General features: G+C 71.3%; 19 protein-coding genes. 6 read left to right on the top strand and 13 right to left on the bottom strand.

What is annotated here, in order from left to right; genetic code table 11:
* Nucleotides 1-516: 516 nt before the first annotated feature.
* The 3 genes from ABZY31_RS11330 to thyX form a co-directional block, all read right to left on the bottom strand.
* Entirely contained in the window at nucleotides 517-2,202 is a 1,686-nt protein-coding gene (locus ABZY31_RS11330) for a ribonuclease J (RefSeq protein ID WP_356407688.1), read from the bottom strand.
* A gap of 153 nt (nucleotides 2,203-2,355) precedes the next feature.
* Nucleotides 2,356-3,255, bottom strand: a complete 900-nt coding sequence (gene dapA / locus ABZY31_RS11335) for a 4-hydroxy-tetrahydrodipicolinate synthase (protein WP_356407691.1) — start codon at nucleotides 3,253-3,255, stop codon at nucleotides 2,356-2,358.
* 236 nt (nucleotides 3,256-3,491) lie between these two features.
* Nucleotides 3,492-4,253, bottom strand: a complete 762-nt coding sequence (gene thyX / locus ABZY31_RS11340) for an FAD-dependent thymidylate synthase (RefSeq protein ID WP_356407694.1) — start codon at nucleotides 4,251-4,253, stop codon at nucleotides 3,492-3,494.
* A 195-nt stretch (nucleotides 4,254-4,448) separates the two neighbouring features.
* Here thyX and ABZY31_RS11345 point away from each other — a divergent pair, with 195 nt between their 5' ends.
* Nucleotides 4,449-4,688, top strand: coding sequence for a hypothetical protein (locus ABZY31_RS11345; protein WP_356407696.1), 240 nt, complete (start codon nucleotides 4,449-4,451; stop codon nucleotides 4,686-4,688).
* A gap of 101 nt (nucleotides 4,689-4,789) precedes the next feature.
* The gene (locus ABZY31_RS11350) at nucleotides 4,790-5,356 is read left to right on the top strand and encodes a PH domain-containing protein (RefSeq protein ID WP_356407699.1); all 567 of its coding nucleotides are present in this window, start codon (nucleotides 4,790-4,792) and stop codon (nucleotides 5,354-5,356) included.
* Nucleotides 5,357-5,408: 52 nt separating this feature from the next.
* Here ABZY31_RS11350 and ABZY31_RS11355 read toward each other — a convergent pair whose 3' ends face one another.
* The 6 genes from ABZY31_RS11355 to eccD form a co-directional block, all read right to left on the bottom strand.
* Nucleotides 5,409-5,861, bottom strand: coding sequence for a hypothetical protein (locus ABZY31_RS11355; protein WP_356407701.1), 453 nt, complete (start codon nucleotides 5,859-5,861; stop codon nucleotides 5,409-5,411).
* Nucleotides 5,862-5,880: 19 nt separating this feature from the next.
* The gene (dapB, locus tag ABZY31_RS11360; RefSeq protein ID WP_356407704.1) at nucleotides 5,881-6,633 is read right to left on the bottom strand and encodes a 4-hydroxy-tetrahydrodipicolinate reductase; all 753 of its coding nucleotides are present in this window, start codon (nucleotides 6,631-6,633) and stop codon (nucleotides 5,881-5,883) included.
* Nucleotides 6,634-6,677: 44 nt separating this feature from the next.
* Nucleotides 6,678-8,054 carry a pitrilysin family protein gene (locus tag ABZY31_RS11365; protein ID WP_356407707.1) on the bottom strand — a complete coding sequence of 459 codons (1,377 nt, stop codon included), beginning with the start codon at nucleotides 8,052-8,054 and terminating at the stop codon, nucleotides 6,678-6,680.
* A complete protein-coding gene (locus tag ABZY31_RS11370) occupies nucleotides 8,051-10,273 on the bottom strand; it encodes a polyribonucleotide nucleotidyltransferase (RefSeq protein WP_356407994.1) in 2,223 nt (740 codons plus the stop codon). The genes ABZY31_RS11365 and ABZY31_RS11370 overlap by 4 nt, the downstream gene beginning before the upstream one ends.
* Before the next feature lie 288 nt (nucleotides 10,274-10,561).
* Complete coding sequence (gene rpsO / locus ABZY31_RS11375; protein ID WP_356407710.1) at nucleotides 10,562-10,849, bottom strand: 30S ribosomal protein S15; 288 nt, start codon at nucleotides 10,847-10,849, stop codon at nucleotides 10,562-10,564.
* A 182-nt stretch (nucleotides 10,850-11,031) separates the two neighbouring features.
* Complete coding sequence (eccD, locus tag ABZY31_RS11380) at nucleotides 11,032-12,546, bottom strand: type VII secretion integral membrane protein EccD (RefSeq protein ID WP_356407713.1); 1,515 nt, start codon at nucleotides 12,544-12,546, stop codon at nucleotides 11,032-11,034.
* 241 nt (nucleotides 12,547-12,787) lie between these two features.
* Between eccD and eccCa the strand changes: the two genes are divergently transcribed.
* Complete coding sequence (gene eccCa, locus ABZY31_RS11385; protein ID WP_356407716.1) at nucleotides 12,788-16,741, top strand: type VII secretion protein EccCa; 3,954 nt, start codon at nucleotides 12,788-12,790, stop codon at nucleotides 16,739-16,741.
* 112 nt (nucleotides 16,742-16,853) lie between these two features.
* The gene (locus ABZY31_RS11390; protein ID WP_356407719.1) at nucleotides 16,854-17,087 is read left to right on the top strand and encodes a DUF397 domain-containing protein; all 234 of its coding nucleotides are present in this window, start codon (nucleotides 16,854-16,856) and stop codon (nucleotides 17,085-17,087) included.
* A gap of 77 nt (nucleotides 17,088-17,164) precedes the next feature.
* Here the strand turns inward: ABZY31_RS11390 and ABZY31_RS11395 are convergent, their stop codons facing one another.
* From ABZY31_RS11395 to eccB, 4 genes are all read right to left on the bottom strand, one after another.
* Nucleotides 17,165-17,455: a WXG100 family type VII secretion target gene (locus ABZY31_RS11395; RefSeq protein WP_356407720.1), complete on the bottom strand. Its 291-nt coding sequence runs from the start codon at nucleotides 17,453-17,455 to the stop codon at nucleotides 17,165-17,167.
* A gap of 48 nt (nucleotides 17,456-17,503) precedes the next feature.
* A complete protein-coding gene (locus tag ABZY31_RS11400; protein WP_356407723.1) occupies nucleotides 17,504-17,824 on the bottom strand; it encodes a WXG100 family type VII secretion target in 321 nt (106 codons plus the stop codon).
* Between the two features lie 129 nt (nucleotides 17,825-17,953).
* Nucleotides 17,954-19,285 carry a type VII secretion-associated serine protease mycosin gene (mycP, locus tag ABZY31_RS11405; protein WP_356407725.1) on the bottom strand — a complete coding sequence of 444 codons (1,332 nt, stop codon included), beginning with the start codon at nucleotides 19,283-19,285 and terminating at the stop codon, nucleotides 17,954-17,956.
* A gap of 14 nt (nucleotides 19,286-19,299) precedes the next feature.
* Nucleotides 19,300-20,904 (bottom strand): type VII secretion protein EccB, encoded by a 1,605-nt coding sequence (gene eccB / locus ABZY31_RS11410; protein WP_356407727.1) that lies wholly within the window; start codon nucleotides 20,902-20,904, stop codon nucleotides 19,300-19,302.
* Nucleotides 20,905-21,260: 356 nt separating this feature from the next.
* Between eccB and eccE the strand changes: the two genes are divergently transcribed.
* Together eccE and ABZY31_RS11420 are read left to right on the top strand one after the other, a co-directional pair.
* Entirely contained in the window at nucleotides 21,261-22,490 is a 1,230-nt protein-coding gene (gene eccE / locus ABZY31_RS11415; RefSeq protein ID WP_356407729.1) for a type VII secretion protein EccE, read from the top strand.
* Nucleotides 22,491-22,503: 13 nt separating this feature from the next.
* Entirely contained in the window at nucleotides 22,504-23,202 is a 699-nt protein-coding gene (locus ABZY31_RS11420; protein ID WP_356407732.1) for a hypothetical protein, read from the top strand.
* The last annotated feature ends 124 nt before the right edge of the window (nucleotides 23,203-23,326 follow it).

Raw genomic sequence — 23,326 nt, forward strand, 5'->3', positions numbered from 1 at the left:
TCAAAGGAACCTCATCCACCGAAGTGGACGGGGTATCAACTTCTGGCGTTGATTTTTGGCACGCTGTTGAGTTCTCAAGGAACGGACGCTTCCTTTGTACTCACCGCAGTATCACTACTGGGGCTTTCCTCCGGGCTTCGTTCTTCGTTTCCGACTCTATCAGACTCTCTCGTGTCCGATTCCCGGTCGAAGCGGGATCCTGCTTTTCGCTTTCCAGGTCGCGCTTTCGCGTTTCCCTTTCCGGCGATTCCAACTCTACCAGATTCTCTTCCCGCTCCGTTTACCGGAGTTGGATTTGAATTCGGTGGCCGTTGGGGGCCTTTCCCTTTCGGGCGGTTCAGACCGTATCAGGTTTCCCCGGGCCGATTTACCGCCCGCTCGCGGGTGCGCCCGGGCACGTGCGTGCTCGGGGGGTTCCTTGAGGCGGGAGACGTAAACGTACTGGAGCGGGGCCCCCGGATGCAAATCCGGTTGCCCCGCTCCTGTGAGGACGCTACGAGGTGGCTACGGAGAGCCTCAGACCTCGACCACGACGGGCAGGATCATCGGGCGGCGGCGGTAGCCGTCCGAGACCCACTTGCCCATGGTGCGGCGGATGAGCTGCTGGATCTGGTGCGGCTCCGCGACGCCGTCCGCCGCCGCGCGGGCGATGGACTCCTCGATCTTCGGCAGGACCGCGGTGAAGGCCGAGTCCTCGATGCCGGAGCCCCTGGCCTGGATGTTCGGGCCGCTCACGATCTTGCCGGTGGTGCTGTCCACCACGACGTAGACCGAGATGATGCCCTCGTCACCGAGGATGCGGCGGTCCTTGAGGGAGGCCTCCGTGACGTCGCCGACCGAGAGGCCGTCGACGTACACGTAACCGGCCTGCACCTTGCCGGTGATCTTGGCCTTGCCGTCGATGAGGTCGACGACCACGCCGTCCTCGGCGATGACGATGCGGTCCTTCGGGACACCCGTCAGCGCGCCGAGCTCGGCGTTGGCGCGCAGGTGGCGCCATTCGCCGTGGACCGGCATGAGGTTGCGCGGCTTGCAGATGTTGTAGAAGTACAGCAGCTCGCCGGCCGAAGCGTGGCCCGAGACGTGCACCTTGGCGTTGCCCTTGTGGACGACGTTGGCGCCCCAGCGGGTCAGGCCGTTGATCACGCGGTAGACCGCGTTCTCGTTGCCCGGGATCAGGGACGACGCGAGGATCACGGTGTCGCCCGGGACGATCCGGATCTGGTGGTCGCGGTTGGCCATGCGGGACAGCGCGGCCATCGGCTCGCCCTGCGAACCCGTGCAGACCAGGACGACCTCGTGGGCCGGCAGGTCGTCGAGGGTCTTGACGTCCACGACGAGCCCGGCCGGGACCCGCAGGTAGCCGAGGTCGCGCGCGATGCCCATGTTGCGGACCATCGAGCGGCCGACGAAGGCGACGCGGCGGCCGTATTCGTGGGCGGCGTCGAGGATCTGCTGGATGCGGTGCACGTGGCTGGCGAAGCTCGCCACGATGATCCGGTTGTTGGCGTTCGCGAAAACCGTGCGCAGGACGCCCGAGATCTCGCGCTCGGGCGGCACGAAGCCGGGGACCTCGGCGTTCGTCGAGTCCGAGAGGAGGAGGTCGATGCCCTCTTCGCTCAGACGCGCGAAGGCGTGCAGGTCGGTGAGGCGGTTGTCCAGCGGGAGCTGGTCCATCTTGAAGTCGCCGGTGCACACGACCATGCCGGCGCCGGTGCGGATGGCCACGGCCAGGGCGTCCGGGATGGAGTGGTTGACCGCGATGAATTCGCAGTCGAAGGGGCCGAGGTTCTCGCGCTCGCCTTCCTTCACCTCAAGGGTGTACGGGCGGATGCGGTGCTCCTGGAGCTTCGCCTCGATGAGGGCCAGCGTCAGCTTGGAGCCGATCAGCGGGATGTCCGGCTTCTCCCGGAGGAGGTAGGGGACGGCGCCGATGTGGTCCTCGTGGCCGTGCGTGAGGACGATGCCCTCGATGTCGTCCAGCCGGTCCCGGATGGACGAGAAGTCCGGAAGGATCAGGTCGATGCCGGGCTGCTCCTCTTCGGGGAAGAGGACGCCGCAGTCGACGATGAGCAGGCGGCCGTCGAACTCGAAGACGGTCATGTTGCGGCCGATCTCACCGAGACCGCCCAGCGGGGTGACCCGGAGGCCGCCCTTCGCGAGCTTCGGCGGGGGACCGAGTTCAGGATGCGGATGGCTCAAAAGTATCTCCTCAACCACACTCGCCACGTACCTGCGAAGGCACGTGGCGGGCATGTCATTCGTGCACTGGTGCACTTGCTGTGTGTCTTGTGGGTGGTGCTGGTGCTGCTTGTTCAGTTGTGAAGTCTGGGGTGTCCGGCAGGGGGTCCGGTGTCAGACCTGTACCCCGCCGGCAGCAAGATCGATCTTGAGCTGAGCCGTCTCTTCGGCGCTCAGCTCGATCAGGGGCAGTCGCAGCGGGCCCGCGGGCAGGCCCTGGAGGTGCAGCGCGCCCTTGGTGGTGATGACGCCCTGCGTGCGGAACATACCCGTGAAGACCGGGAGCAGCTTCTGGTGGATCTCGGCCGCCTTCTGCACGTCTCCGCCGAGGTAGGCCTCCAGCATGGAGCGCAGCTCGGGGGTGACCACGTGGCTCACGACGGAGACGAAGCCGGCCGCGCCCACGGACAGCAGGGGCAGGTTCAGCATGTCGTCGCCGGAGTACCAGGCCAGGCCGCTCTGTGCGATGGCCCAGCTGGCACGGCCCAGGTCGCCCTTGGCGTCCTTGTTCGCGACGATACGCGGGTGCTCCCCGAGCCGCACGAGGGTTTCGGTGTTGATCGGGACACCACTGCGGCCGGGGATGTCGTAGAGCATGACCGGCAGCCCGGTCGCGTCCGCGATCGCCGTGAAGTGCCGGTAGAGGCCTTCCTGCGGCGGCTTGCTGTAGTACGGCGTGACCGCGAGCAGGCCGTGTGCGCCGGTGCGCTCGGCCTGGCGGGCCAGCTCCAGGGTGTGCGCGGTGTCGTTGGTGCCGATGCCGGCGACCACGTGGGCGCGGTCTCCGACGGCTTCGAGCACGGCTCGTACGAGGGCGTCTTTCTCCGCGTCGGTGGTGGTCGGGGACTCACCGGTGGTCCCGTTGATGATCAGGCCGTCGTTGCCTGCGTCCACCAAGTGGACGGCGAGCCGCTGCGCGCCGTCGAGGTCGAGTGCGCCATCCGCCGTGAACGGCGTGATCATGGCGGTGAGGACCCGCCCGAAGGGGGTCTGCGGAGTCGAGATCGGAGCCATGGGTAACACGCTACTCGCTGCCACGCTCGCGGTGTCCCCTCGGGGCACGTCAACAGGGTGGTGCCGACCCCGGAAGGCCGGATGGTGTTGGAGCCCGGCACTGCCTGCTCGGGGGTTCAAGCAGTGCCGGGTCCGTTTGATCAGCCTAGATGAACTTTGCGAAACGTCGCAATACGGACACTTCCCGCAAACCTCCGTACATCCGTACGTGCCGGGCGGTGCACGGGATGCGCGGGTTACGGAGCCACACGGCCGTTGGTGTTGAAGGCCGCGTGGGTCAAGGGCATCAGCGAGGCCCAGTGCCGCTCCATCTTCTCGCCGACCATCTCGATCTCCCGCTGCGGGAAGGACGGGACCGCCGCCAGCTCGTGCTGGGTGCGCAGGCCGAGGAAGTGCATGAGCGAGCGCGCGTTGCACGTCGCGTACATCGAGGAGAAGAGCCCCACCGGGAGCACGGCGCGCGCCACTTCGCGCGCCACGCCCGCCGCGAGCATCTCCTGGTACGCCTCGTACGCCTGACGGTACGAATCCTCCATGACGCGGCCGGTCAGCTCGTGCTGCTCCGCGGTGCCGTCGACGAAGACGTACTTGCCCGGGCGTCCCTCCTGGACGAGCTTGCGCTCGGCGTCCGGGACGTAGAAGACCGGTTCCAGCTCCCTGTAGCGGCCCGATTCCTCGTTGTAGGACCAGCCCACGCGGTGGCGCATGAACTCGCGGAAGACGAAGATCGGGGCGCTGATGAAGAACGTCATCGAGTTGTGCTCGAAGGGGCTGCCGTGGCGGTCCCGCATCAGGTAGTTGATCAGGCCCTTGGAGCGCTCGGGGTCCTTCTGGAGCTCCTCCAGGGACTGCTCCCCGGCCGTGGAGACCCGGGCCGCCCAGAGCACGTCGGAGTCGGCGGCGGAGTGCTTCACCAACTCCACCGTGACGTCGCTGCGGAAGCTGGGTTTCGGGTCTGAAGCGGCGGTCTCGCTCACCGGGGTCCTTCCAAAGGGCATCGCTTGGGGCGCGACCACTCTACGGCGCCCGCGCCGGGCCTCCGGACCGCCCCGCGCCCGGTGTCCGGCCGTAAGGTTCGGCTAAGTTGCCGAAATCCGGCACCGATCGGACCCGCCGCGCGTCCTTACAGGCAGGGGTTGACCACCAGGGTCGCCGCTCCCCGTACAGGGGCCCGATCGTGAGGAGTGACGTCCATGTTCCGCCGGCGCGAACCCGTCCCGTTCGCCTTCGTCGCCGAGGCCGACCGTTTCCGCAGCAATGTCACCCCGCCGCCGCGCGAGCGTCTCGGCTACGGGCAGATCGCCGCCCGTAGTCTGGTCGGACTGACCGTGGTGGCGGGGCTCGTCGGCTCGCTGCTCTTCGGCATGCCCGCGCTGCAGCCGTACAAGGCACCCGAGAAGACCCAGCAGTCCGAGGCCGCCGAGGGGCATTGAGCCCTGACCCGTCCGGCCCCCCTGAGGTGGTCGGCCGTGACCGGACTGGGTAGCCTCACCGGCACTGCCCTACCGAATGTGCATGTGAGTGAGGATCAGCCGTGCCCCTGCCCTTCCTGACGGCCGAGCACCTCGACGGCGAGGACGATGCCGACGCGGCGCTCCCCCACGACGATCCCGACCGCTGGCGCCGGCCCTACCGGCCCGGCCCCTGGCGGGTCGCCATCGCCGCCGTACTGCTCCTGGTGTCCTCGTTCATGCTGCTCGCGACGATGATCATCGCGTTCGCGGGCGCGTGGGGCGGGGCGGCCGTCTGCGCCGTCGCCGCGCTCGCGGTCGTCGGGACCTCGCTGCGCCTGCTGCGCGCGGGCGTCTGGGTGAGCCGTACGGGGCTGCGCCGGGTGTCGTTCTTCTCGACCCGGTCCGTCCCCTGGTCCCAGGTCGGCGAGGTCCGTACGGTGCAGCAGCCCGTGCGCTGGCTCGGCCTGCCCCGCACGGTGCAGGGCCAGGCGCTGACCATGGCGTCGCGGGACGGGGCCGCGGCTCCGGTCCCTGTGCTGCTCACCGACCACAGCGCGGACTTCCTCGCCCGCACCGAGGCCTTCGACCGGGCCGCGGGCGTGGTCGAGGCCTGGGCCGAGGAGTACCGGGCCGTCCCGGTGGGCTGAGCCGCTGAGGCGGACACCGCGATACCGGGATGCCCGGGAGGCCGTACAGGGATCAGACCTGTACGGCCTTTCCGTCGTGCAGGGCGATCGCCCGCTGCATGGCCTTGCGGGCCCGCGGGGTGTCGCGGGCGTCGTGGTAGGCGACGGCGAGGCGGAACCAGTTGCGCCAGTCCCCCGGCGCGTCCTCGGTCTCGGCCTTGCGGCGCGCGAAGACCTCGTCGGCGGAGTCCCGCAGGATCCGTCCGTACGCGTCCCGCTCCAGCTCGTCCACGGGCAGTCCGCCCTCGGCCTCCAGCTCGGTGGAGAGCTGGTTGGCCCGGGTGACGAACCGGGTGTTCTTCCACAGGAACCACACGCCGACGACGGGCAGGACCAGGACCGACAGCCCGAGCGGGACGGTGATCCAGGTGCCCATGCCGATCAGGGTCACGCCCTGGCGGCCGGCCAGGACGAAGTAGAAGACCAGGACGGCGGCCGTGATGAAGTAGATGATCTTCGCGCGCATAAGGAGTACTACTGCCTGCTCAGCCGAGGTCGAGGAAGTGTTCCAGGCCGAAGGTGAGGCCCGGGGTCTGCGTCACGCGCCGCGCGCCGAGCAGGATGCCCGGCATGAAGCTGCTGTGGTGCAGGGAGTCGTGACGCAGGGTCAGGGTCTCGCCCTGGCCGCCGAGGAGCACCTCCTGGTGGGCGAGGAGGCCCGCCAGGCGGATGGCGTGCACCCGGACGCCGTCCACGTCGGCGCCGCGGGCGCCGTCCAGGGCGGTGACCGTGGCGTCCGGCTGCGGGGCGCAGCCCGCCTCGGCGCGGGCCGCCGCGATGAGCTGCGCCGTGCGGGTCGCCGTACCGGAGGGGGCGTCGACCTTGTTCGGGTGGTGCAGCTCGATGACCTCGACGGACTCGAAGTAGCGGGCCGCCTGGGCCGCGAACTTCATGGTGAGCACGGCGCCGATGGAGAAGTTCGGTGCGATGAGCACACCGGTCTGCGGCGAACCGGAGAGCCAGGTGGTCAGCTGCGCGAGGCGGTCCTCGGTCCAGCCGGTCGTCCCGACCACGGCGTGCATGCCGTGGCGCACGCAGAAGTCGAGGTTGCCCATGACCGACGCGGGGGTGGTCAGCTCGACCACGACCTCGGCGCCGGCCTCGGCCAGCGTCTCCAGCTTGTCCCCGCGGGAGAGGGCGGCGACCAGTTCCATGTCCTCGGCGGCCTCGACGGCCCGGACGGCCTCGGAGCCGATCCGGCCCTTGGCCCCGAGGACGGCCACGCGCAGCTTGCTCATGTCTTTCGCTTCCTTACGTCCGTACGTCCGTGACGGCTTCCGTGCTACGCGACCGCTTCGTCGAGGCGGGCGGCCTGCTTCTCCTTCAGCGGGCCGATCACCGACAGCGAGGGCCGCTGCGCCAGTACATCCTGCGCGACGGCGCGGACCTCGTCCGGAGTGACCTCGCCGATGCGGGCCAGCATGTCGCTGACCGACATCTGGCTGCCCCAGCACAGCTCGCTCTTGCCGATGCGGTTCATCAGGGCGCCGGTGTCCTCCAGGCCGAGGACCGTGGAGCCGGAGAGCTGCCCGATGGCGCGGCGGATCTCGTCGTCGGTGAGCCCGTCGGTGGCGGCCTTGTCCAGTTCGTCCCGGCAGATCCGCAGGACGTCGTGGACCTGGCTGGGGCGGCAGCCCGCGTAGACCCCGAAGAGGCCGGTGTCGGCGAAGCCGGAGGTGTACGAGTACACGCTGTAGGCCAGGCCGCGCTTCTCGCGGACCTCCTGGAAGAGGCGGGAGGACATCCCGCCGCCCAGGGCGGTGTTCAGCACCCCGAGCGCCCAGCGGCGCTCGTCCGTGCGGGCCAGTCCGGGCATCCCGAGGACCACGTGGGCCTGCTCGGTCTTCCGGTTGACCAGCTCGACCTGGCCCGCGACGCGGATCCGGCGGGTGCCGGTGCGCGGGCCGACGGGCTCCTGGCCGGTGCCGTCGAAGCCGGCGCGCTCGAAGGCGGTGCGGACCTGGCGGACGACCTTGGCGTGGTCGACGTTGCCCGCGGCGGCCACGACCAGGTGCGTGGGGTCGTAGTGCTTCTTGTAGAAGCGGCGGATCCGGTCGGCGGTCAGCGCGTTGATCGTGTCGACGGTGCCGAGGACGGGGCGGCCCAGCGGGGTGTCGCCCAGCATCGTGTGCGCGAACAGGTCGTGCACGCAGTCGCCCGGGTCGTCCTCGGTCATCGCGATCTCTTCGAGGATGACGCCGCGCTCGGCGTCGACGTCCTCCTCGCGGATCAGCGAGCCGGTGAGCATGTCGCACACCGTGTCGATGGCCAGCGGCAGGTCCGTGTCGAGCACCCGCGCGTAGTAGCAGGTGTACTCCTTCGCCGTGAAGGCGTTCATCTCTCCGCCGACCGCGTCGATCGCGGAGGAGATGTCGAGGGCGCTGCGCTTGGCGGTGCCCTTGAAGAGGAGGTGCTCGAGGTAGTGCGTGGCGCCGTTCAGCGTGGGGGTCTCGTCGCGGGATCCGACGTGGGCCCAGATGCCGAAGGTCGCCGAGCGCACCGACGGCAGCGTCTCGGTGACGATGCGCAGGCCGTTGGGCAGGGTGGTACGGCGGACCGTGCCGATCCCGTTCTCGCCCGGGAGCAGGGTTTGGGTACGGGCGACGGCCCGCACCTCGGAAGAGGTGCGGGCCGTCACTCGGGAACTACGCGACATCACTTGTCGGAGTCGTCCTTGTCAGCGTCGGCGTCGGCGGCCTCGCCGTCGATCACGGGGATCAGCGAGAGCTTGCCGCGGGAGTCGATCTCGGCGATCTCGACCTGGACCTTGGTGCCGACCGCGAGCACGTCCTCGACGTTCTCCACGCGCTTGCCACCAGCGAGCTTGCGGATCTGCGAGATGTGCAGGAGGCCGTCCTTGCCCGGCATGAGGGAAACGAAGGCACCGAAGGTGGTGGTCTTGACGACCGTACCCAGGTAGCGCTCGCCGACCTCCGGCATGGTCGGGTTGGCGATCTGGTTGATCGTGGCGCGGGCGGCCTCGGCGGCCGGACCGTCGGCGGCACCGATGTAGATGGTGCCGTCGTCCTCGATCGTGATCTCGGCGCCGGTGTCCTCCTGGATCTGGTTGATCATCTTGCCCTTGGGGCCGATGACCTCACCGATCTTGTCCACGGGGATCTTGACCGTGATGATCCGCGGGGCGTTGGGGGACATCTCGTCCGGCGTGTCGATCGCTTCCATCATCACGTCGAGGATGTGGAGGCGGGCGTCGCGGGCCTGGGTGAGGGCCGCGGCCAGGACGGAGGCCGGGATGCCGTCCAGCTTGGTGTCCAGCTGGAGGGCGGTCACGAACTCCTTGGTGCCGGCGACCTTGAAGTCCATGTCGCCGAAGGCGTCCTCCGCACCGAGGATGTCGGTGAGGGCGACGTAGTGCGTCTTGCCGTCGATCTCCTGGGAGATCAGGCCCATGGCGATGCCGGCGACGGGGGCCTTCAGCGGCACACCGGCGTTCAGCAGCGACATGGTGGAGGCGCAGACCGAGCCCATGGAGGTCGAGCCGTTGGAGCCGAGGGCCTCGGACACCTGACGGATCGCGTAGGGGAACTCCTCGCGCGTCGGCAGGACCGGCACGATCGCGCGCTCGGCGAGCGCGCCGTGGCCGATCTCGCGGCGCTTCGGCGAACCGACGCGGCCGGTCTCGCCGACCGAGTACGGCGGGAAGTTGTAGTTGTGCATGTAGCGCTTGCGGGTCACCGGGGAGAGGGTGTCCAGCTGCTGCTCCATGCGGAGCATGTTGAGGGTGGTGACGCCCAGGATCTGGGTCTCGCCACGCTCGAACAGCGCCGAGCCGTGCACGCGCGGGATGGCCTCGACCTCGGCGGCGAGGGTACGGATGTCCGTGAGCCCGCGGCCGTCGATGCGGACCTTGTCCTTGATGACGCGCTCGCGGACCAGGGCCTTGGTCAGGCTGCGGTACGCGGCGGAGATCTCCTTCTCGCGGCCTTCGAAGGCCGGGAGGAGCTTCGCGGCGGCGATCTCCTTGACGCGGTCCAGCTCGGCCTCGCGGTCCTGCTTGCCCGCGATGGTCAGCGCCTGGGCGAGGTCGCCCTTGACCGCGGCCGAGAGGGCCTCGTAGACGTCGTCCTGGTAGTCCAGGAAGACCGGGAAGTCGCCGGTGGGCTTGGCGGCCTTCGACGCGAGGTCGGCCTGCGCCTTGCAGAGGACCTTGATGAAGGGCTTCGCGGCGTCCAGACCGGAGGCGACGATCTCCTCGGTGGGGGCCTCGGCTCCGCCCTTGACCAGGGCGATGGTCTTCTCGGTGGCCTCGGCCTCGACCATCATGATCGCGACGTCGCCGTCGTCGAGCACACGGCCGGCGACGACCATGTCGAAGACGGCGTCCTCCAGCTCGGTGTGCGTCGGGAAGGCCACCCACTGGCCGCGGATCAGCGCGACGCGGACGCCGCCGATCGGGCCGGAGAAGGGCAGGCCGGCGAGCTGCGTGGACGCGGACGCGGCGTTGATCGCGATGACGTCGTACAGGTGGTCCGGGTTGAGCGCCATGATCGTGGCGACGACCTGGATCTCGTTGCGCAGGCCCTTCTTGAAGGACGGGCGCAGCGGGCGGTCGATCAGGCGGCAGGTGAGGATCGCGTCCTCGGAGGGCCGGCCCTCGCGACGGAAGAAGGAGCCGGGGATCTTGCCGGCCGCGTACTGCCGCTCCTCGACGTCCACCGTCAGGGGGAAGAAGTCGAGCTGGTCCTTGGGCTTCTTCGACGCGGTGGTGGCGGACAGCACCATCGTGTCGTCGTCCAGGTAGGCAACGGCGGAGCCGGCGGCCTGGCGGGCCAGACGGCCCGTCTCGAAGCGGATGGTGCGGGTGCCGAAGGAACCGTTGTCAATGACGGCCTCGGCGTAGTGGGTCTCGTTCTCCACTAGCGTTTTCTCCATTTTCGTCGTCTCCCGATCCTCCGCCCGTGTGGCGGGGGCCGGTTTTCGGAGAAGCGCTCCTGGCGTGCGGGCCGGTCTTCGATCGAAGCATCCGGTGCGGGGCCCGGCGTACGGACCTTCCGGGTGCCACTACCGAGGACCGGCGGCGTAGGGAGGGCGCTCCTCCTCTTCTGTTGTGCTGCGGAACCAGACTACAAAGCGTCCGGTACGTCCCGCACGTACAGCAAAGGGAGCGGTCCCCTTCTCGCGGGAACCGCTCCCTTCACGGCGTTCTTACTTGGCGCCCGCGGCACCGCGGCGGATGCCGAGGCGCTCGACCAGGATGCGGAAGCGCGCGATGTCCTTCTTGGCCAGGTACTGCAGCAGGCGGCGGCGCTGGCCGACCAGGATCAGCAGGCCACGGCGCGAGTGGTGGTCGTGCTTGTGGGTCTTGAGGTGCTCGGTCAGGTCCGAGATACGGCGGGAGAGCATCGCGACCTGCACCTCGGGGGAGCCGGTGTCGCCCTCCTTGGTGCCGAACTCGGTAAAGATCTGCTTCTTCGTAGCGGCATCGAGCGGCACGCGTACTCCTCGTGATAGGTCTTCGTAGCCACCGAGTGCCCCAGGTCGAATTCTCTGGGGAGCTTCCGTAACTCGGGAGGCGGGTCCGCTGGGCGCAGTTCTCAGAGGCTTCGCAGAAGGCTCCGGGAACGCGTACACAAACGGCCGTCACCCAGACTACCAGGCCTGCGGAGCGGCCCGTCTCAGCTGGTGAGCGCGCGGGCCGAGGCGTACACGTCGAGGACGGCCAGGCACAGCGGGACCAGGCTGAGCAGCACGGCGGCCTCGGTGAGGTCGAGCAGTCGTCCCCAGAAGGGTGACAGACCCTTGCTCGGGATGACGAGCGCGATCATGGCGAGCAGGGCGGCGCCCGCGGCGACGGCGGCCGAGAGCCAGATCGTACGGATGTCCAGGCTGCCGTGGTCCCCGTACTGGAGGAGGTCGCGCAGCATGGCGACCGGCGGGTTCAGGGCCAGGCCGAGGACGAGCAGGGCGATGGCGGCGAGGCCGGCGGCCAGCGTGCAGACCACCTGCGAGGTGTAGCGGAAGAGGCGGGCGCGCAGCAGCATGGCGAGTCCGGCGCCCAAGGCGAGGAGCTGGCCCCAGAGGTTGTGGGAGAAGCCGAGGACGGCGGCGGAGCCGACGACGACCGCGGCGCAGCCGCCGACCAGGCCGAGGAGCATCTCGTGGCCGCGCCGGGCCTGGGCGGCGATCAGCTCGGCGTCCAGGGGGGCGCCGGCCTCGGGGGTGTCGGAGGAGGGATCGCCGTACGCCTCGTTCTCGTGGCGGTCCGGGCTCGCCGCGTACTCGGTGTACTCGTCGGTGGAGCTCTGCGGGGCGGCGTAGCCGATGGGCAGCCGGGCGAAGCGGGCGGAGAGGCCGGGGAGGAAGGCGACCAGCGCGATGGCGGTGGGCGCGCAGACGGAGGCGGTGGCGGTCGCGGAGGCGTCGGTGAGGATCGCGGCGAAGGTGGCGACGGTGCCGGTGGCGGCGAGGAAGGTGGCCGCGACGAAGGGGGCGTCGCCGCTGGGGGTGAGGGCGGCCAGGGCCACGGAGGCGACCAGGACGACGACGCAGCCCAGCAGGAACTGGAGCCGGCCCGGCCCCTGGCCCGCGTCGGGCCCGATGATCCCGGAGCCGGCGATCAGCAGGAGCGGGAGGGCGCCGAGGCCGAGGGCGACGGCGGAGCCGCGGTCACGGTAGACCCGGGCGCGGATGCCCGCGGCGGCGGTGAGCAGGAGGCCGACGGTGCCGGCGATGATGCCGGGCAGGCCGTGCATGTCGTGGCGGACGGGGTCGGCGTACCAGAGGACGAAGCCCATCAGGACGAGCAGCAGGACGGCTCCGGCGAGGCCCGCGCCGCGCAGCATGTCGTCGCTCCAGCGGTGCCGGTCGCGGACCACGGCGGAGGCGACGGCGTCGGAGACGTCGTCGAAGACGGCGGGCGGCAGCGATTCGGCGAAGGGGCGCAGGCTCAGCACTTCGCCGTCCAGGACCTGCTGGCCGGCCAGGGTGCGGGCGCCGTCCAGGACGGTGCCGTCGCGGCGGACCAGGTGGTAGCCGGTGGGGGCGCCGACGGGCTGGGTCTGGCCGGTGAGGCGGAGCAGCTCCGGGTAGACGTCGGCGACGGCGATGTCCTCGGGGAGGGCGACGTCGATGCGGCTGTCGGGGGCCACGACGGTGACCCTGCAGAAACCCGTCGTTGCGGCCGTACTCACCTGTGTGACCCCCTGGTTGGCGGACTCGTCCGACGCGGCCGCGGCGTGTGCCGCGCCCGCGCCGCACGGCTTCCGCGGTGCGGATTCGCGGATGCGCATGCTGCGCGCGGCCACCCTACCGGGCATAAGCCGGACTGTCGGCAAGTAGGATCACCTCCGCGCGGAGGACACCCGCTCCGCACCCGGGACTTGGGGGCGCCGGTATCGACGTCCCGTCCGTTTTCGAGGGATTGATGCTCCGGTGAGCCAGATCGTCGTCAAACGCCCGCCACGGTCGCTGCCGCCCGAAGTACCTTCGGACGAACTGCGGCTGGAGCCTCCGCCGGAGCTCCCGCGCGGGCAGCAGGAAGGCATGGCGATGCAGCTCCTGCCGATGCTCGGCATGGGCTCCTCCGTCGTGTTCTTCTTCATGCCGAACGTGCCGTCGTTCATGCGCATCATGGGTGTGCTGATGCTGGTGTCGACGGTGGGCATGGTGATCGCGCAGATCATGCGGCACCGGCGCGGTACGCAGGGGCAAATGGCCGATGTGCGGCGCGATTACCTCAAGTACCTCGCGCAGACCCGGCGCCAGGTGCGCCGGACCGCGCGGGCGCAGCGCGACGCGCAGCTGTACCTGCACCCGGCGCCCGAGCAGCTGTGGTCGGTGGTGGCCGAGGGCTCGCGTCTGTGGGAGCGGCGGGTCGGCGACGAGGACTTCGGGCAGGCCCGGCTGGGGCTGGGCGCGCAGCGGCTGGCGACGCCGCTGGTGGCGCCGGACACGGCGCCGGTGGACGAGCTGGAGCCGCTGACGGCGGGCGCGATGCAGCGGTTCCTGAAGGTGCACTCGTCGCTGGACGGGCTGCCGGTCGCGGTGTCGGTGCGGGCGTTCTACCACGTGACGGTCTCCGGCGAGCCGGAGGCGGCGCGGGGGACGGCGCGGGCGCTGGTCGCCCAGCTGGCCACGCTGCACTCCCCCGAGGACCTGATGGTGGCCGTGGTGGCCGCGCCGGGCGCCGTGCCGGTGTGGGACTGGACCAAGTGGCTGCCGCACACGCAGGTGCCGGGGCAGGTGGACGGGGCCGGCACGAAGCGGCTGTTCGGCGACGACCTGGGCGAGATCGAGGACCTTCTGGCGGCGCGGCTGGAGGGGCGGCCGCGGTTCAGCCGGGACGTCCAGCCGGTGCTGGACCAGCCGCACATCGTGGTCGTGCTGGACGGCGGGATGGTGCCGCCGGATTCGGTGTTCGCGGCGGCCGAGGGGCTGCAGGGCATCACCATCGTCGAGGTGGTCGCGGGCGAGCTGGACGAGCCGCGCGGCGGGCTGTCGGTCGTGGTGCGGCCGGGGCGGCTGTGGCTGGAGTCGGGCGCGGGCGTCGCGTACGAGGGCGTGCCGGACGTCCTGTCGCTGCCCGCGGCGGAGGCGCTGGCACGCCAGCTGGCGCCGCTGCGCACGGGCGGCGGGGACGATGACGAGCCGCTGCTCGCCAATCTGGACTTCACGGACCTGCTGAACCTGGGGGACGCGGCCTCCATCGACGTGGCGCGGACCTGGCGGCCGCGCTCGGCCGGTGAGCGGCTGCGGGTGCCGATCGGTGTCGGCGAGGGCGGCGCCCCGGTGATGCTGGACCTGAAGGAGGCGGCGCAGGAGGGCATGGGGCCGCACGGCCTGTGCGTGGGCGCGACCGGTTCGGGCAAGTCGGAGCTGCTGCGCACGCTGGTGCTGGGCCTGGCGGTCACGCACACCTCGGAGACGCTGAACTTCGTCCTCGCGGACTTCAAGGGCGGTGCCACCTTCACGGGCATGTCGCAGATGCCGCACGTGGCGGCGGTCATCACCAACCTGGCCGACGACCTGACCCTCGTGGACCGCATGGGCGACTCGATCCGCGGTGAGCTGCAGCGCCGTCAGGAGCTGCTGCGGTCGGCGGGCAACTACGCCAACATGCACGACTACGAGAAGGCGCGGGCGGCGGGCGCCCCGCTGGAGCCGCTGGCCGCGCTGGTGCTGGTCATCGACGAGTTCAGCGAACTGCTGACGGCGAAGCCCGACTTCATCGACATGTTCATCCAGATCGGCCGGATCGGCCGGTCGCTGGGCGTGCACCTGCTGCTGGCCTCGCAGCGCCTGGAGGAGGGCAAGCTGCGCGGGCTGGACACCTACCTGTCGTACCGGATCGGTCTGCGGACCTTCTCGGCGGCGGAGTCGCGGACCGCGATCGGCGTGCCGGACGCCTACCACCTGCCGTCGGTGCCCGGTTCCGGCTACCTGAAGTTCGGTACCGACGAGATGACCCGCTTCAAGGCGGCGTACGTCTCGGGCACCTACCGCTCGGGCGGTCCCGACCTGTCGGTGGGCCGCTTCCCGCTGGAGCGGCGGCCCGCGCTGTTCACGGCGACGCCGGTGCCGGTGGTCTACGCGGCCCCGGACCCGGCGTACCTGGCGGCGCAGGCGGCGCGCGAGGACGACGCGCTCGCCGACACGGTGCTCGACGTGATCGTGGGGCGGCTGGAGGGCCAGGGCGTGCCCGCGCACCAGGTGTGGCTGCCGCCGCTGGACCAGGCGCCGCCGCTGGACCAGCTGCTGCCGGCGCTGGCGCCCTCGGCGGAGCGCGGGCTGCACGCGGAGGGGTACACGCGGCCCGGCGGGCTCGTGGTCCCGCTCGGCCTCATCGACAAGCCGTTCGAGCAGCGGCGCGAGGTGCTGTACCGGGACTTCTCGGGCGCGGCCGGGCACCTGCTGATCGTCGGCGGCCCGCAGTCGGGCAAGTCGACGCTGATGCGCACGCTGGTGTCGTCGTTCGCGCTCACGCACACCCCGCGCGAGGTGCAGATGTACGGTCTGGACTTCGGCGGCGGCGGTTTCTCCGCGGTGCAGGACCTGCCGCACGTGGGCGGGATCGCCTCGCGGCTGGACCCGGAGCGGGTGCGGCGCACGGTCGCGGAGGTCGCGGGCGTGCTGAACCGGCGCGAGGAGTTCTTCCGCGCGCACTCGATCGACTCGATCGGGACCTACCGGCGGCGGCGCGCGTCGGGCGATCTGGCGGACGAGGCGTTCGGTGACGTCTTCCTGCTGATCGACGGCTGGGGCCAGTTCAAGAACGACTACGAGCAGCTGGAGCCGGTGGTCGCGGACATCGCGGCGCGCGGGCTCGGGTACGGCATCCACGTCGTGCTGACCGCCTCCCGCTACATGGAGGTGCGCGCGGCGCTCAAGGACCAGATCCTGGGGCGCCTGGAGCTGCGCCTCGGTGACGTCATGGACTCGGAGTTCGACCGCAAGGTCGCGGCGAACGTGCCGCAGGGCGCGCCGGGCCGGGGCCAGGTGCCGGAGAAGCTGCACTTCATGTCGGCGCTGCCGCGGGTGGACGGGCAGGCGGGTCCGGAGGAGCTCTCGGAGGCGACCGCCGCGTTCGTGGAGTCCGTACGCACCGGCTGGTCGGGGCCGGGGGCGCCGGCGGTGCGGCTGCTGCCGCGCAAGCTGCCCGCGGACCGGCTGCCGAAGGGCTTCGAGTACCCGCAGCACGGCATCGCGATCGGCATCGACGAGACGAACCTGGAACCGGTCTTCATCGACTTCGAGACCGACCCGTTCTTCCTGATCTTCGGTGAGAGCGAGTCGGGCAAGACGGCGCTGCTGCGGCTGATCGCGAAGCAGATCAGCGAGCGGTACACGCCGGAGCAGGCGCGGATCGTGGTCGGCGACTACCGGCGCACCCTGCTGGAGGCGGTGCCGTCCTCGCACCTGCTGGAGTACGCGCCGATGGCCTCGGCCATGCAGATGCACATGGAGGCGATCGCGACGGTCATGGGCAAGCGCGCCCCGGGCCCGGACATCACCCCGCAGCAGCTGCGCGACCGGAGCTGGTGGACCGGTCCGGAGCTCTTCGTGATCATCGACGACTACGAGCTGGTGTCGACGAACGCGTCGAACCCGCTGGCGCAGCTGGTGGAGAACCTGCCGTTCGCGCGGGACGTGGGCATCCGCTTCATCGTGGCCCGCAGCTCGGCGGGCGCCTCGCGCGGGGCGTACGAGCCCTTCATGCAGCGGGTCAAGGAGCTGGGCGCGCAGGGCCTGATCCTGTCCGGCGACCGCAACGAGGGCGACATCCTGGGCAACGTCCGCGCCCGCCCGATGCCCCCGGGCCGCGGCACCTTCGTCTCCCGCAAGCGCGGCACCCCCCTGATCCAGGCGGGCTGGCTGGCGGACCGGTAGGAGCGGGCGGTGCGGGTGGTGCGGTACCGCTGACGGGTGGGGCGGGGCGCACGTACGATGCGGGGAGTGGCCGCGCAGTGACCACCCGCACCGCCGAAGGGAATTCGTGCCGATGGCTGACACACACGAGAAGGACGCGCTGTACGCCCTGGACATTTCGGGTGTCGAGTGGATCAGCGCTCCGGGGACCGAGGAGCACGAGGAGCGGGTCGAGATCGCGCACCTGCCCGACGGGGCGGTGGCGATGCGCTCCTCGCTCGATCCGGGGACCGTGCTGCGCTACACCGAGGCGGAGTGGACTGCCTTCGTCCTCGGGGCGCGCGACGGGGAGTTCGACCTCCGGTAGGACCGTGGCCGGACGTACGGGAGGGGCCCGCGCACCGAGTGCGCGGGCCCCTCCCTCATGTCCGGGGCCGGATACGGTCAGACCATCCGGAAGCGCGTCGCGTTGCCCTTGTCGGTGTCCTGGTAGCCGACGAGCGAGCTGTCGAGCAGGTTCGCGATGTTGCCCAGCTTCGCGTTCATCTGGTCCATGTTGGTGGTGACGTCGCGCTGGATCTCCAGGTAGGCCGTCTTGGCCTCACCCTGCCAGCTCTCGGCGACGGCCTTCACCTTGCCCATGAGGTTCTCGAGCCCGTGGCTGAGCTGCGAGCTGGTGGTGCGCACGTCGGACGCGGCGGTCGCGACGGTGTCGTAATTGACTGCGAGTGACATCGCTGTCTTCCCTCCCGTTGTGGTTCGTTGCTGCCGTGCGGGCGTGTGTCAGACGCCGAGGATGGAGCTGGTGTTGCCGTTGACCTTGCGGATCTCGGCGATGCGCTCCTGCTCCTGGGCGGTGAAGCCCTTGACGCTCATGCGCATGGCGTCTTCCAGCTCGATCAGGCGCTGCTTGATCTTGTTCATGTTCTCGTTGACGCCGCGCTGGAGTACGTCGTACTCCTTGCTGGCGGCACCCTGCCAGCCGGCCTGGATGCGGTCGACGACATCGTTCAGCCGGTTGATGCGACCCGAGAGATCAGTGTGGAACGTGTTGATCTCATCTGCGAGCTTGACCTTCTTCTCGTCATCGACTTGAAGGTTCATCACCATGTCGGTTCTCTCCCGTCATCACACTTGTGAAGTCCATTGACACTGTAGCTACTTCATACGACAGGCCCAACAACTATGTCCGCCGGGCCGCCGGATTCACGGAGTGCAAAGCCGTACTCCGGTCTAGGACAGGGCACTTGGCCCCGCTTGGCGCCTTCTGCGACGTGTCTCCCGGGCCACCGCCGCCGTACCGGCGATGACGGCGATGAGGACGGCCCCGATCCCGAGAGCGTACGTCCCGACCCGCGCCTGGCGCTCCTGGGAAGTCTCTGCCAAGACCAGCGGGGCGGCCTCGGGCGCTGCCGCGGGCGGCGGGCCCGGGTCGGCGGTCGGGGGCCCCGCGGGCGGGGTGGCGCTGTCGGTCGCGACGGCGCGGACCGGGTCGACCACGCCCCAGCCGACGTAGTCGTCCCGTCCGTTGACGGCGCGCTCGGCGGACTGCTCGATCTGCCAGATGACCTGCGGGGCGGTCCACTTGGGGTTCTGGGCACGGAGCAGGGCCGCGAGGCCGGCGACGTAGGGCGCGGAGAAGCTGGTGCCGTTGTCGACGCACTGGCCGAAGCCGGGGACGGTGGAGACCATGTCGACGCCGGGCGCCGCGACGCCGACGAAGGCGCCGGGCTGGGAGAAGGCGGCCCGCTCGTTGTTGCGGTCCACGGAGGCGACGGCGAGGACGCCGGGGAAGGCCGCCGGGTAGGTCTTGCGCTTCTGCCCGTCCATGCCGTCGTTGCCCGCGGAGGCGACCACGACGATGTCGGCGGCGACGGCCTCGCGGACGGCCTTGCCGAGGTCGGACTCCTCGGCCACCGGCACGGTGGTGTCCTGCGAGATGTTGATGACCTGGGCCTTCTGGGCGATCGCGTGCCGGATCGCGGCGGCCAGGGTGTCGGCCTTGCCGGTTTCCCTGTCGTCGTTCTGGCGGATCGGGATGATCGTGGCCTCGGGGGCGAGGCCGACGAAGCCGGTGCCCTCCTGCGGCCGGGCCGCGATCAGGCCGGCCACCTTGGTGCCGTGGCCGACGGTGTCGTTCGTCCCGTCGCCGCCCTTGGGGTCGATGTAGTCCTTGCCCGCGCCGACGTCGACGGCGGAGGCCAGCTGCGGGTTGACCCGGTCGACGCCGGTGTCGATGACCGCGACCCGCACGCCCTTCCCCTTGGTCTTCACCCACAGCGCGTCGAGCAGCAGGCGCTGGAGCGCCCACGGCCGGTCCGCGATCTGCTTCTTCATGGGGAAGGTGCACTCCCCCGCGCCCGCGAGCCGGACGGCGGGGGCGGGAGTGGCGGCGGGGCCCGCGAGAGCGGCAGCGGCCCCCGCCGTGGTCAGGGCCGCCGCGCCCGTCAGGGCGAGGGCGGTGGCGCGGAGCGCGGCCCGGCGGTACCGCGGCTGCGGGCGCGCGGCGGGCGTGTGCGCGGCGCGCATCGGCATCTGCATCGGCATCTGCGTGAGGCTCGGCATCGGCATCGGCGTCCTCACGAACCCTGGGGCTGGCGGGCGGCGTTGGTGTCCAGGCGGGGTCCCTTCGACAGGAACTCGGACCACGCGATCGGCACCAGGGACGGTACGACGTTCCCGTAGCCCAGCCGGATCTGCGCCTGGCTGGCTTCGGGGCGGCCGTCGGAGCCCTTCGCCTTCGGGTCGGCGGCCCCGATCTTCGAGTGCTCGGCGTCGCTGTCCCCGTTGGCCTGGACGGCGTAGCGCAGGCCGGTGTCGGTCACCAGGAACAGGGTGCCGCCGGCGGTGCCCTGGTTGCCCTGGGTCTGGGTGTAGAGGAGTCCCGAACCGGGGGTGACGTAGGCGCTGGTGCCGCTCGCGGTGATGTCGATGGGGTAGCCGGTGCCCGCCCAGGTGCTCATCGTCTGGTTGCCCTGGCCGTCGACCGAGCGCAGGACGTTGCAGACGGTGTCCCGGTCGGGGCTCTGCCCGGAACCGGCGGCGGGGGCGGGGGTGCCCGGTACGGGGGTCCGGTTGATCTGCGCGGACTTCTTCGCGGGCCAGCGGGCGTCGCCCTTGAAGGGGACGGTGTCCGGGGTGAGGGACTGCAGGTCGACCTCGCGCGCCTTGCCGGTCATGTTGAGCTTGTCGGTGGCGGGCGCGTTGATGAGCAGCCAGGCGACGAAGTCGGTGACCGGGGCGACCTTGCCGGGCAGGACCACGTAGTGCTGCGGGCCGGAGCCGGTGACCGCGCGCAGCACCATGCCGACCCGGTTGTCGGCGGTGCTCAGCCCCGGGACCCCCGCGTCCGCGCCCGCCGCGCCGGGCAGCTGCGGGAAGGAGAGGTCCTCCCCCGGCTTCAGTGTCGCCAGCCACTGGTCGGTGACCTGCTGCGGAGTGCCGCTGCCGACCAGGGCGTTGGTGAGCTTCTGCGCGTCGGAGGCGCCCTGGCCGCCGGCCGCGCCCTCGGGGAACCTGTACTTCGTCCCCGCGGCGTCGACCAGGAAGCGCTCCTTGGCCGGGCCGGTGCTCTGCACGTACAGCACCTGGCCGTCCGCGACCCGGCGGGCGTCGTCCAGCCGGGAGGCCTCGCGGTCGGCGAGGACGAAGGTGGCGGTCTGCACGCCGTGCCCGTTGCCGCCGGGCTGCTGGCAGACGGCCCAGCGCTTGGCCTTGCCCGCGTCGACCGGCGCGGGCAGCCGGTCCGGGGCGTAGGGGATGCCGATGATCGGGCCGCGCGGGGGCTTGCCGCCGTCGAGGAGCTTGTCGGCGACCTGGATGACCTTGAACTTGTCCGGGTCCAGGAGCAGGCGGGCCGAGGCGAGGTTGAGCACCGGGTGCAGCCGGGTCTGCGTCGTGCCGCCGCTCTTCGTGGTGAGGACCACGTAGCGGGTCGTGGAGTCCTTGCCGACGATGACGTTCGCGCCGGGGTCCGCCCATCCCTTGGGGGCCTGGGACTTGAACATGCCCCACGCGCCGAAGGCCGCGAGGATCAGCGCTCCCACCACCAGGCCCGGCACGGCCGCGCGCAGGGGGCGCGGCGCGCCCTCCTCGGTGCCGGTGGCGGACGGCTGGAGGAACGCGGCCACGGTGCGCCGCTTCGCAAAGGTGTACGCGTTCAGCTCATCGCGTCGTGATGCCATGACCGCCTGCTTCTCCCCGCACGGCCCGGTCGGTGAGTCCGGTCCCCGGGCCTCGATTGTCGGACCGGGCACCTACTATGCCTGTTGACGGAGGGTGCGCAGGGGCCGGGTAGGGTGAGGACGCCGCTCCGTGCCTTCCGTACCGGGGTAATCAGGGCTTGTTGGGGTGGTTAGGGGAGATTCCGGGGCTACGCGGGCAGGTGCCGCGCGGCCGGAACTCACGGGGTCTGGCCCCGGGAAGGGGAGGTCCGCGAGTGAGGACGACCGCGAGGGGACGGCGGGCCGCCGGGGCCGCGCCGGCGCCCGCAGCAGCGCCCGCCCGGCAGAACACGGGGAGTGCCGGCGGCGCTTCGGGCGTGACGCCGCACACCCGGTCGACGCCGGGGCGGTTCGGACCGTTCCGATTGCAACAGCTGGTCCTGCTCCAGGTCGCGGCCGCCGTGCTGCTCGTCGCCTGGGTCGTGGACCCCCTGCTGCTGGTGCCCGCCGGCGTGGTGGCGGCCGTACTCCTCCTGCTGGCCGTCGTCCGCAGGCACCAGCGCTCGCTGCCCGAGTGGATCGGCACCGCGCTCGCGCTGCGCGCCCGGCGCCGCCGGGCCGCCTCCTCCTCCGTGCCCGCCGGCACGGAGCCCGGCCTGGCTCCGCTCGTCGAGGCCGATCCGGCCCTGCGGACCCTCACGTTCAGCGACCGCGACCGCCGCCCGGTCGGCATGATCGGCGACGGGACCTTCCTGACGGCGGTCGTCCAGGTGGACACGGACGCGACCGCGCTGCGCCCCGACCGCTCCGCGCGCCCGCTGCCGCTCGGCATCGTCCGGGACATCCTCGAAGTGGACGGCATCCGGCTGGAGTCGGCGCAGCTGGTGCAGCACACCCAGCCCGCGCCCGCGCCGCACCTGCCCGCCCAGTCGATGGCCACCCGCAACTACGCGCCCCTGCAGGCCCTGACGGGTGCGCCGGCCGTGCGCCTCACCTGGATCGCCCTCAAGCTCGACCCCGAACTGTGCCCGGAGGCGGTCGCCGCCCGCGGCGGCGGCCTGGCGGGCGCGCAGCGCTGTGTGGTGCGCGCGGCCGACCAGTTGGCCAGCCGCCTCGCCGGCGCCGGGTTCCGGGCCACGGTCCTGACCGAGCAGGAGCTGACGGCCGCGCTGGCGACCTCCTCCTGCGCGAACCCGATGGCGATCACCCAGGCGGGCCGCGCCGCCGGCCGCTCGGGCACGCCCGGGCGGCGCACCGAGGAGACCCCGCGGACCTGGCGCTGCGACGACCGGCGGCACACGACGTACTGGATCTCGCGCTGGCCGCAGCTGGGCGGCGGCGCCGCGCCGCTGCCCCAGTTCGTGGCCCTGCTGACCTCGCTGCCCGCGCTGGCCACCAACTTCAGCCTCACGCTGGCCCCGGCGGAGCGGCACGGGGTGACCCTGACCGGGCACGTCCGGATCACCGGGCGCAGCGACGAGGAACTGGTCGCGGCGCGCCGGGCGCTGGAGACCACGGCGCGCGGGGTGCGCACCGGCCTGGTCCGGCTGGACCGCGAACAGCTGCCGGGCGTACTGGCTTCGCTGCCGCTGGGAGGCGCACGATGAGGACGGGATCACGATGAGAGTGGGATACGGGCTGGTCGGTCCGCGCCGGGAGCGGCACGCGATGCCCGCCGCGGACCTCGACGCACTCGCCCTGCCGATCGGGGACGACGGAGTGGTCATCGGCGTGGACGCCGAGAACCGTCCGGCGGTGCTCGGCGTCAACCGCCCCACGCCGTACGAGGTCACGCTCATCGGCGGCCTGTGGACGGCCCAGGTGCTGGCGCTGCGCGCGGCGGCGACCGGGGCGCGGGTCGCGGTGGAGACCGGGCGCGCGCAGGTCTGGTCCGGGCTGGCGCAGGCCGCGGGCGGCGGGCAGCAGTGCGTGACCCTGCACGAGGTGGGCCGGGTGCCCCCGCAGGGGGCGTCGGCCGGCAGCCCCGTCCTGGTGATCCGGGACTGCGGGATGCGGCCGCCGCGCGGCCGGGTGGTGGCCGGGCCGTGGCAGTCGGTGCTGACCCTGCTGCCGTACCTGAGCCCGACCGCGCCGCGGCTGCTCCAGCAGTCCTCGCTGGTGGGGGTGCAGCGGGTGTCGCCCGACGAGGCGGCGCAGATCGGGCGGCTGATGCACCTGCCGCGGGGTGCGGTGGAGTCGCTGCCGACGCTGGGTGACGGCGTGACACTGTGGTGCACGCCGCGGGACCGCCAGTTCGTCATGACGCAGGGCACGGACGCGGAGACGGGTCTGCTGGGGCCGGCGCGGCGGATCGACTGAACCGGGGCGTGCGGGGCCGGCCTCCGGGGCCGGGTTGGCGGGCCGGGCCGGTGTGCGGGCTTGCGGCGGGTGCGGGGCGGGCAAGCGTGGGGTGAGCGGGTGCGGGGGACGCTCCTCGTCACGC

Origin of the sequence: Streptomyces sp. NPDC006529, from assembly GCF_040611795.1 — a bacterium.
Classification (GTDB): Bacteria; Actinomycetota; Actinomycetes; order Streptomycetales; family Streptomycetaceae; genus Streptomyces.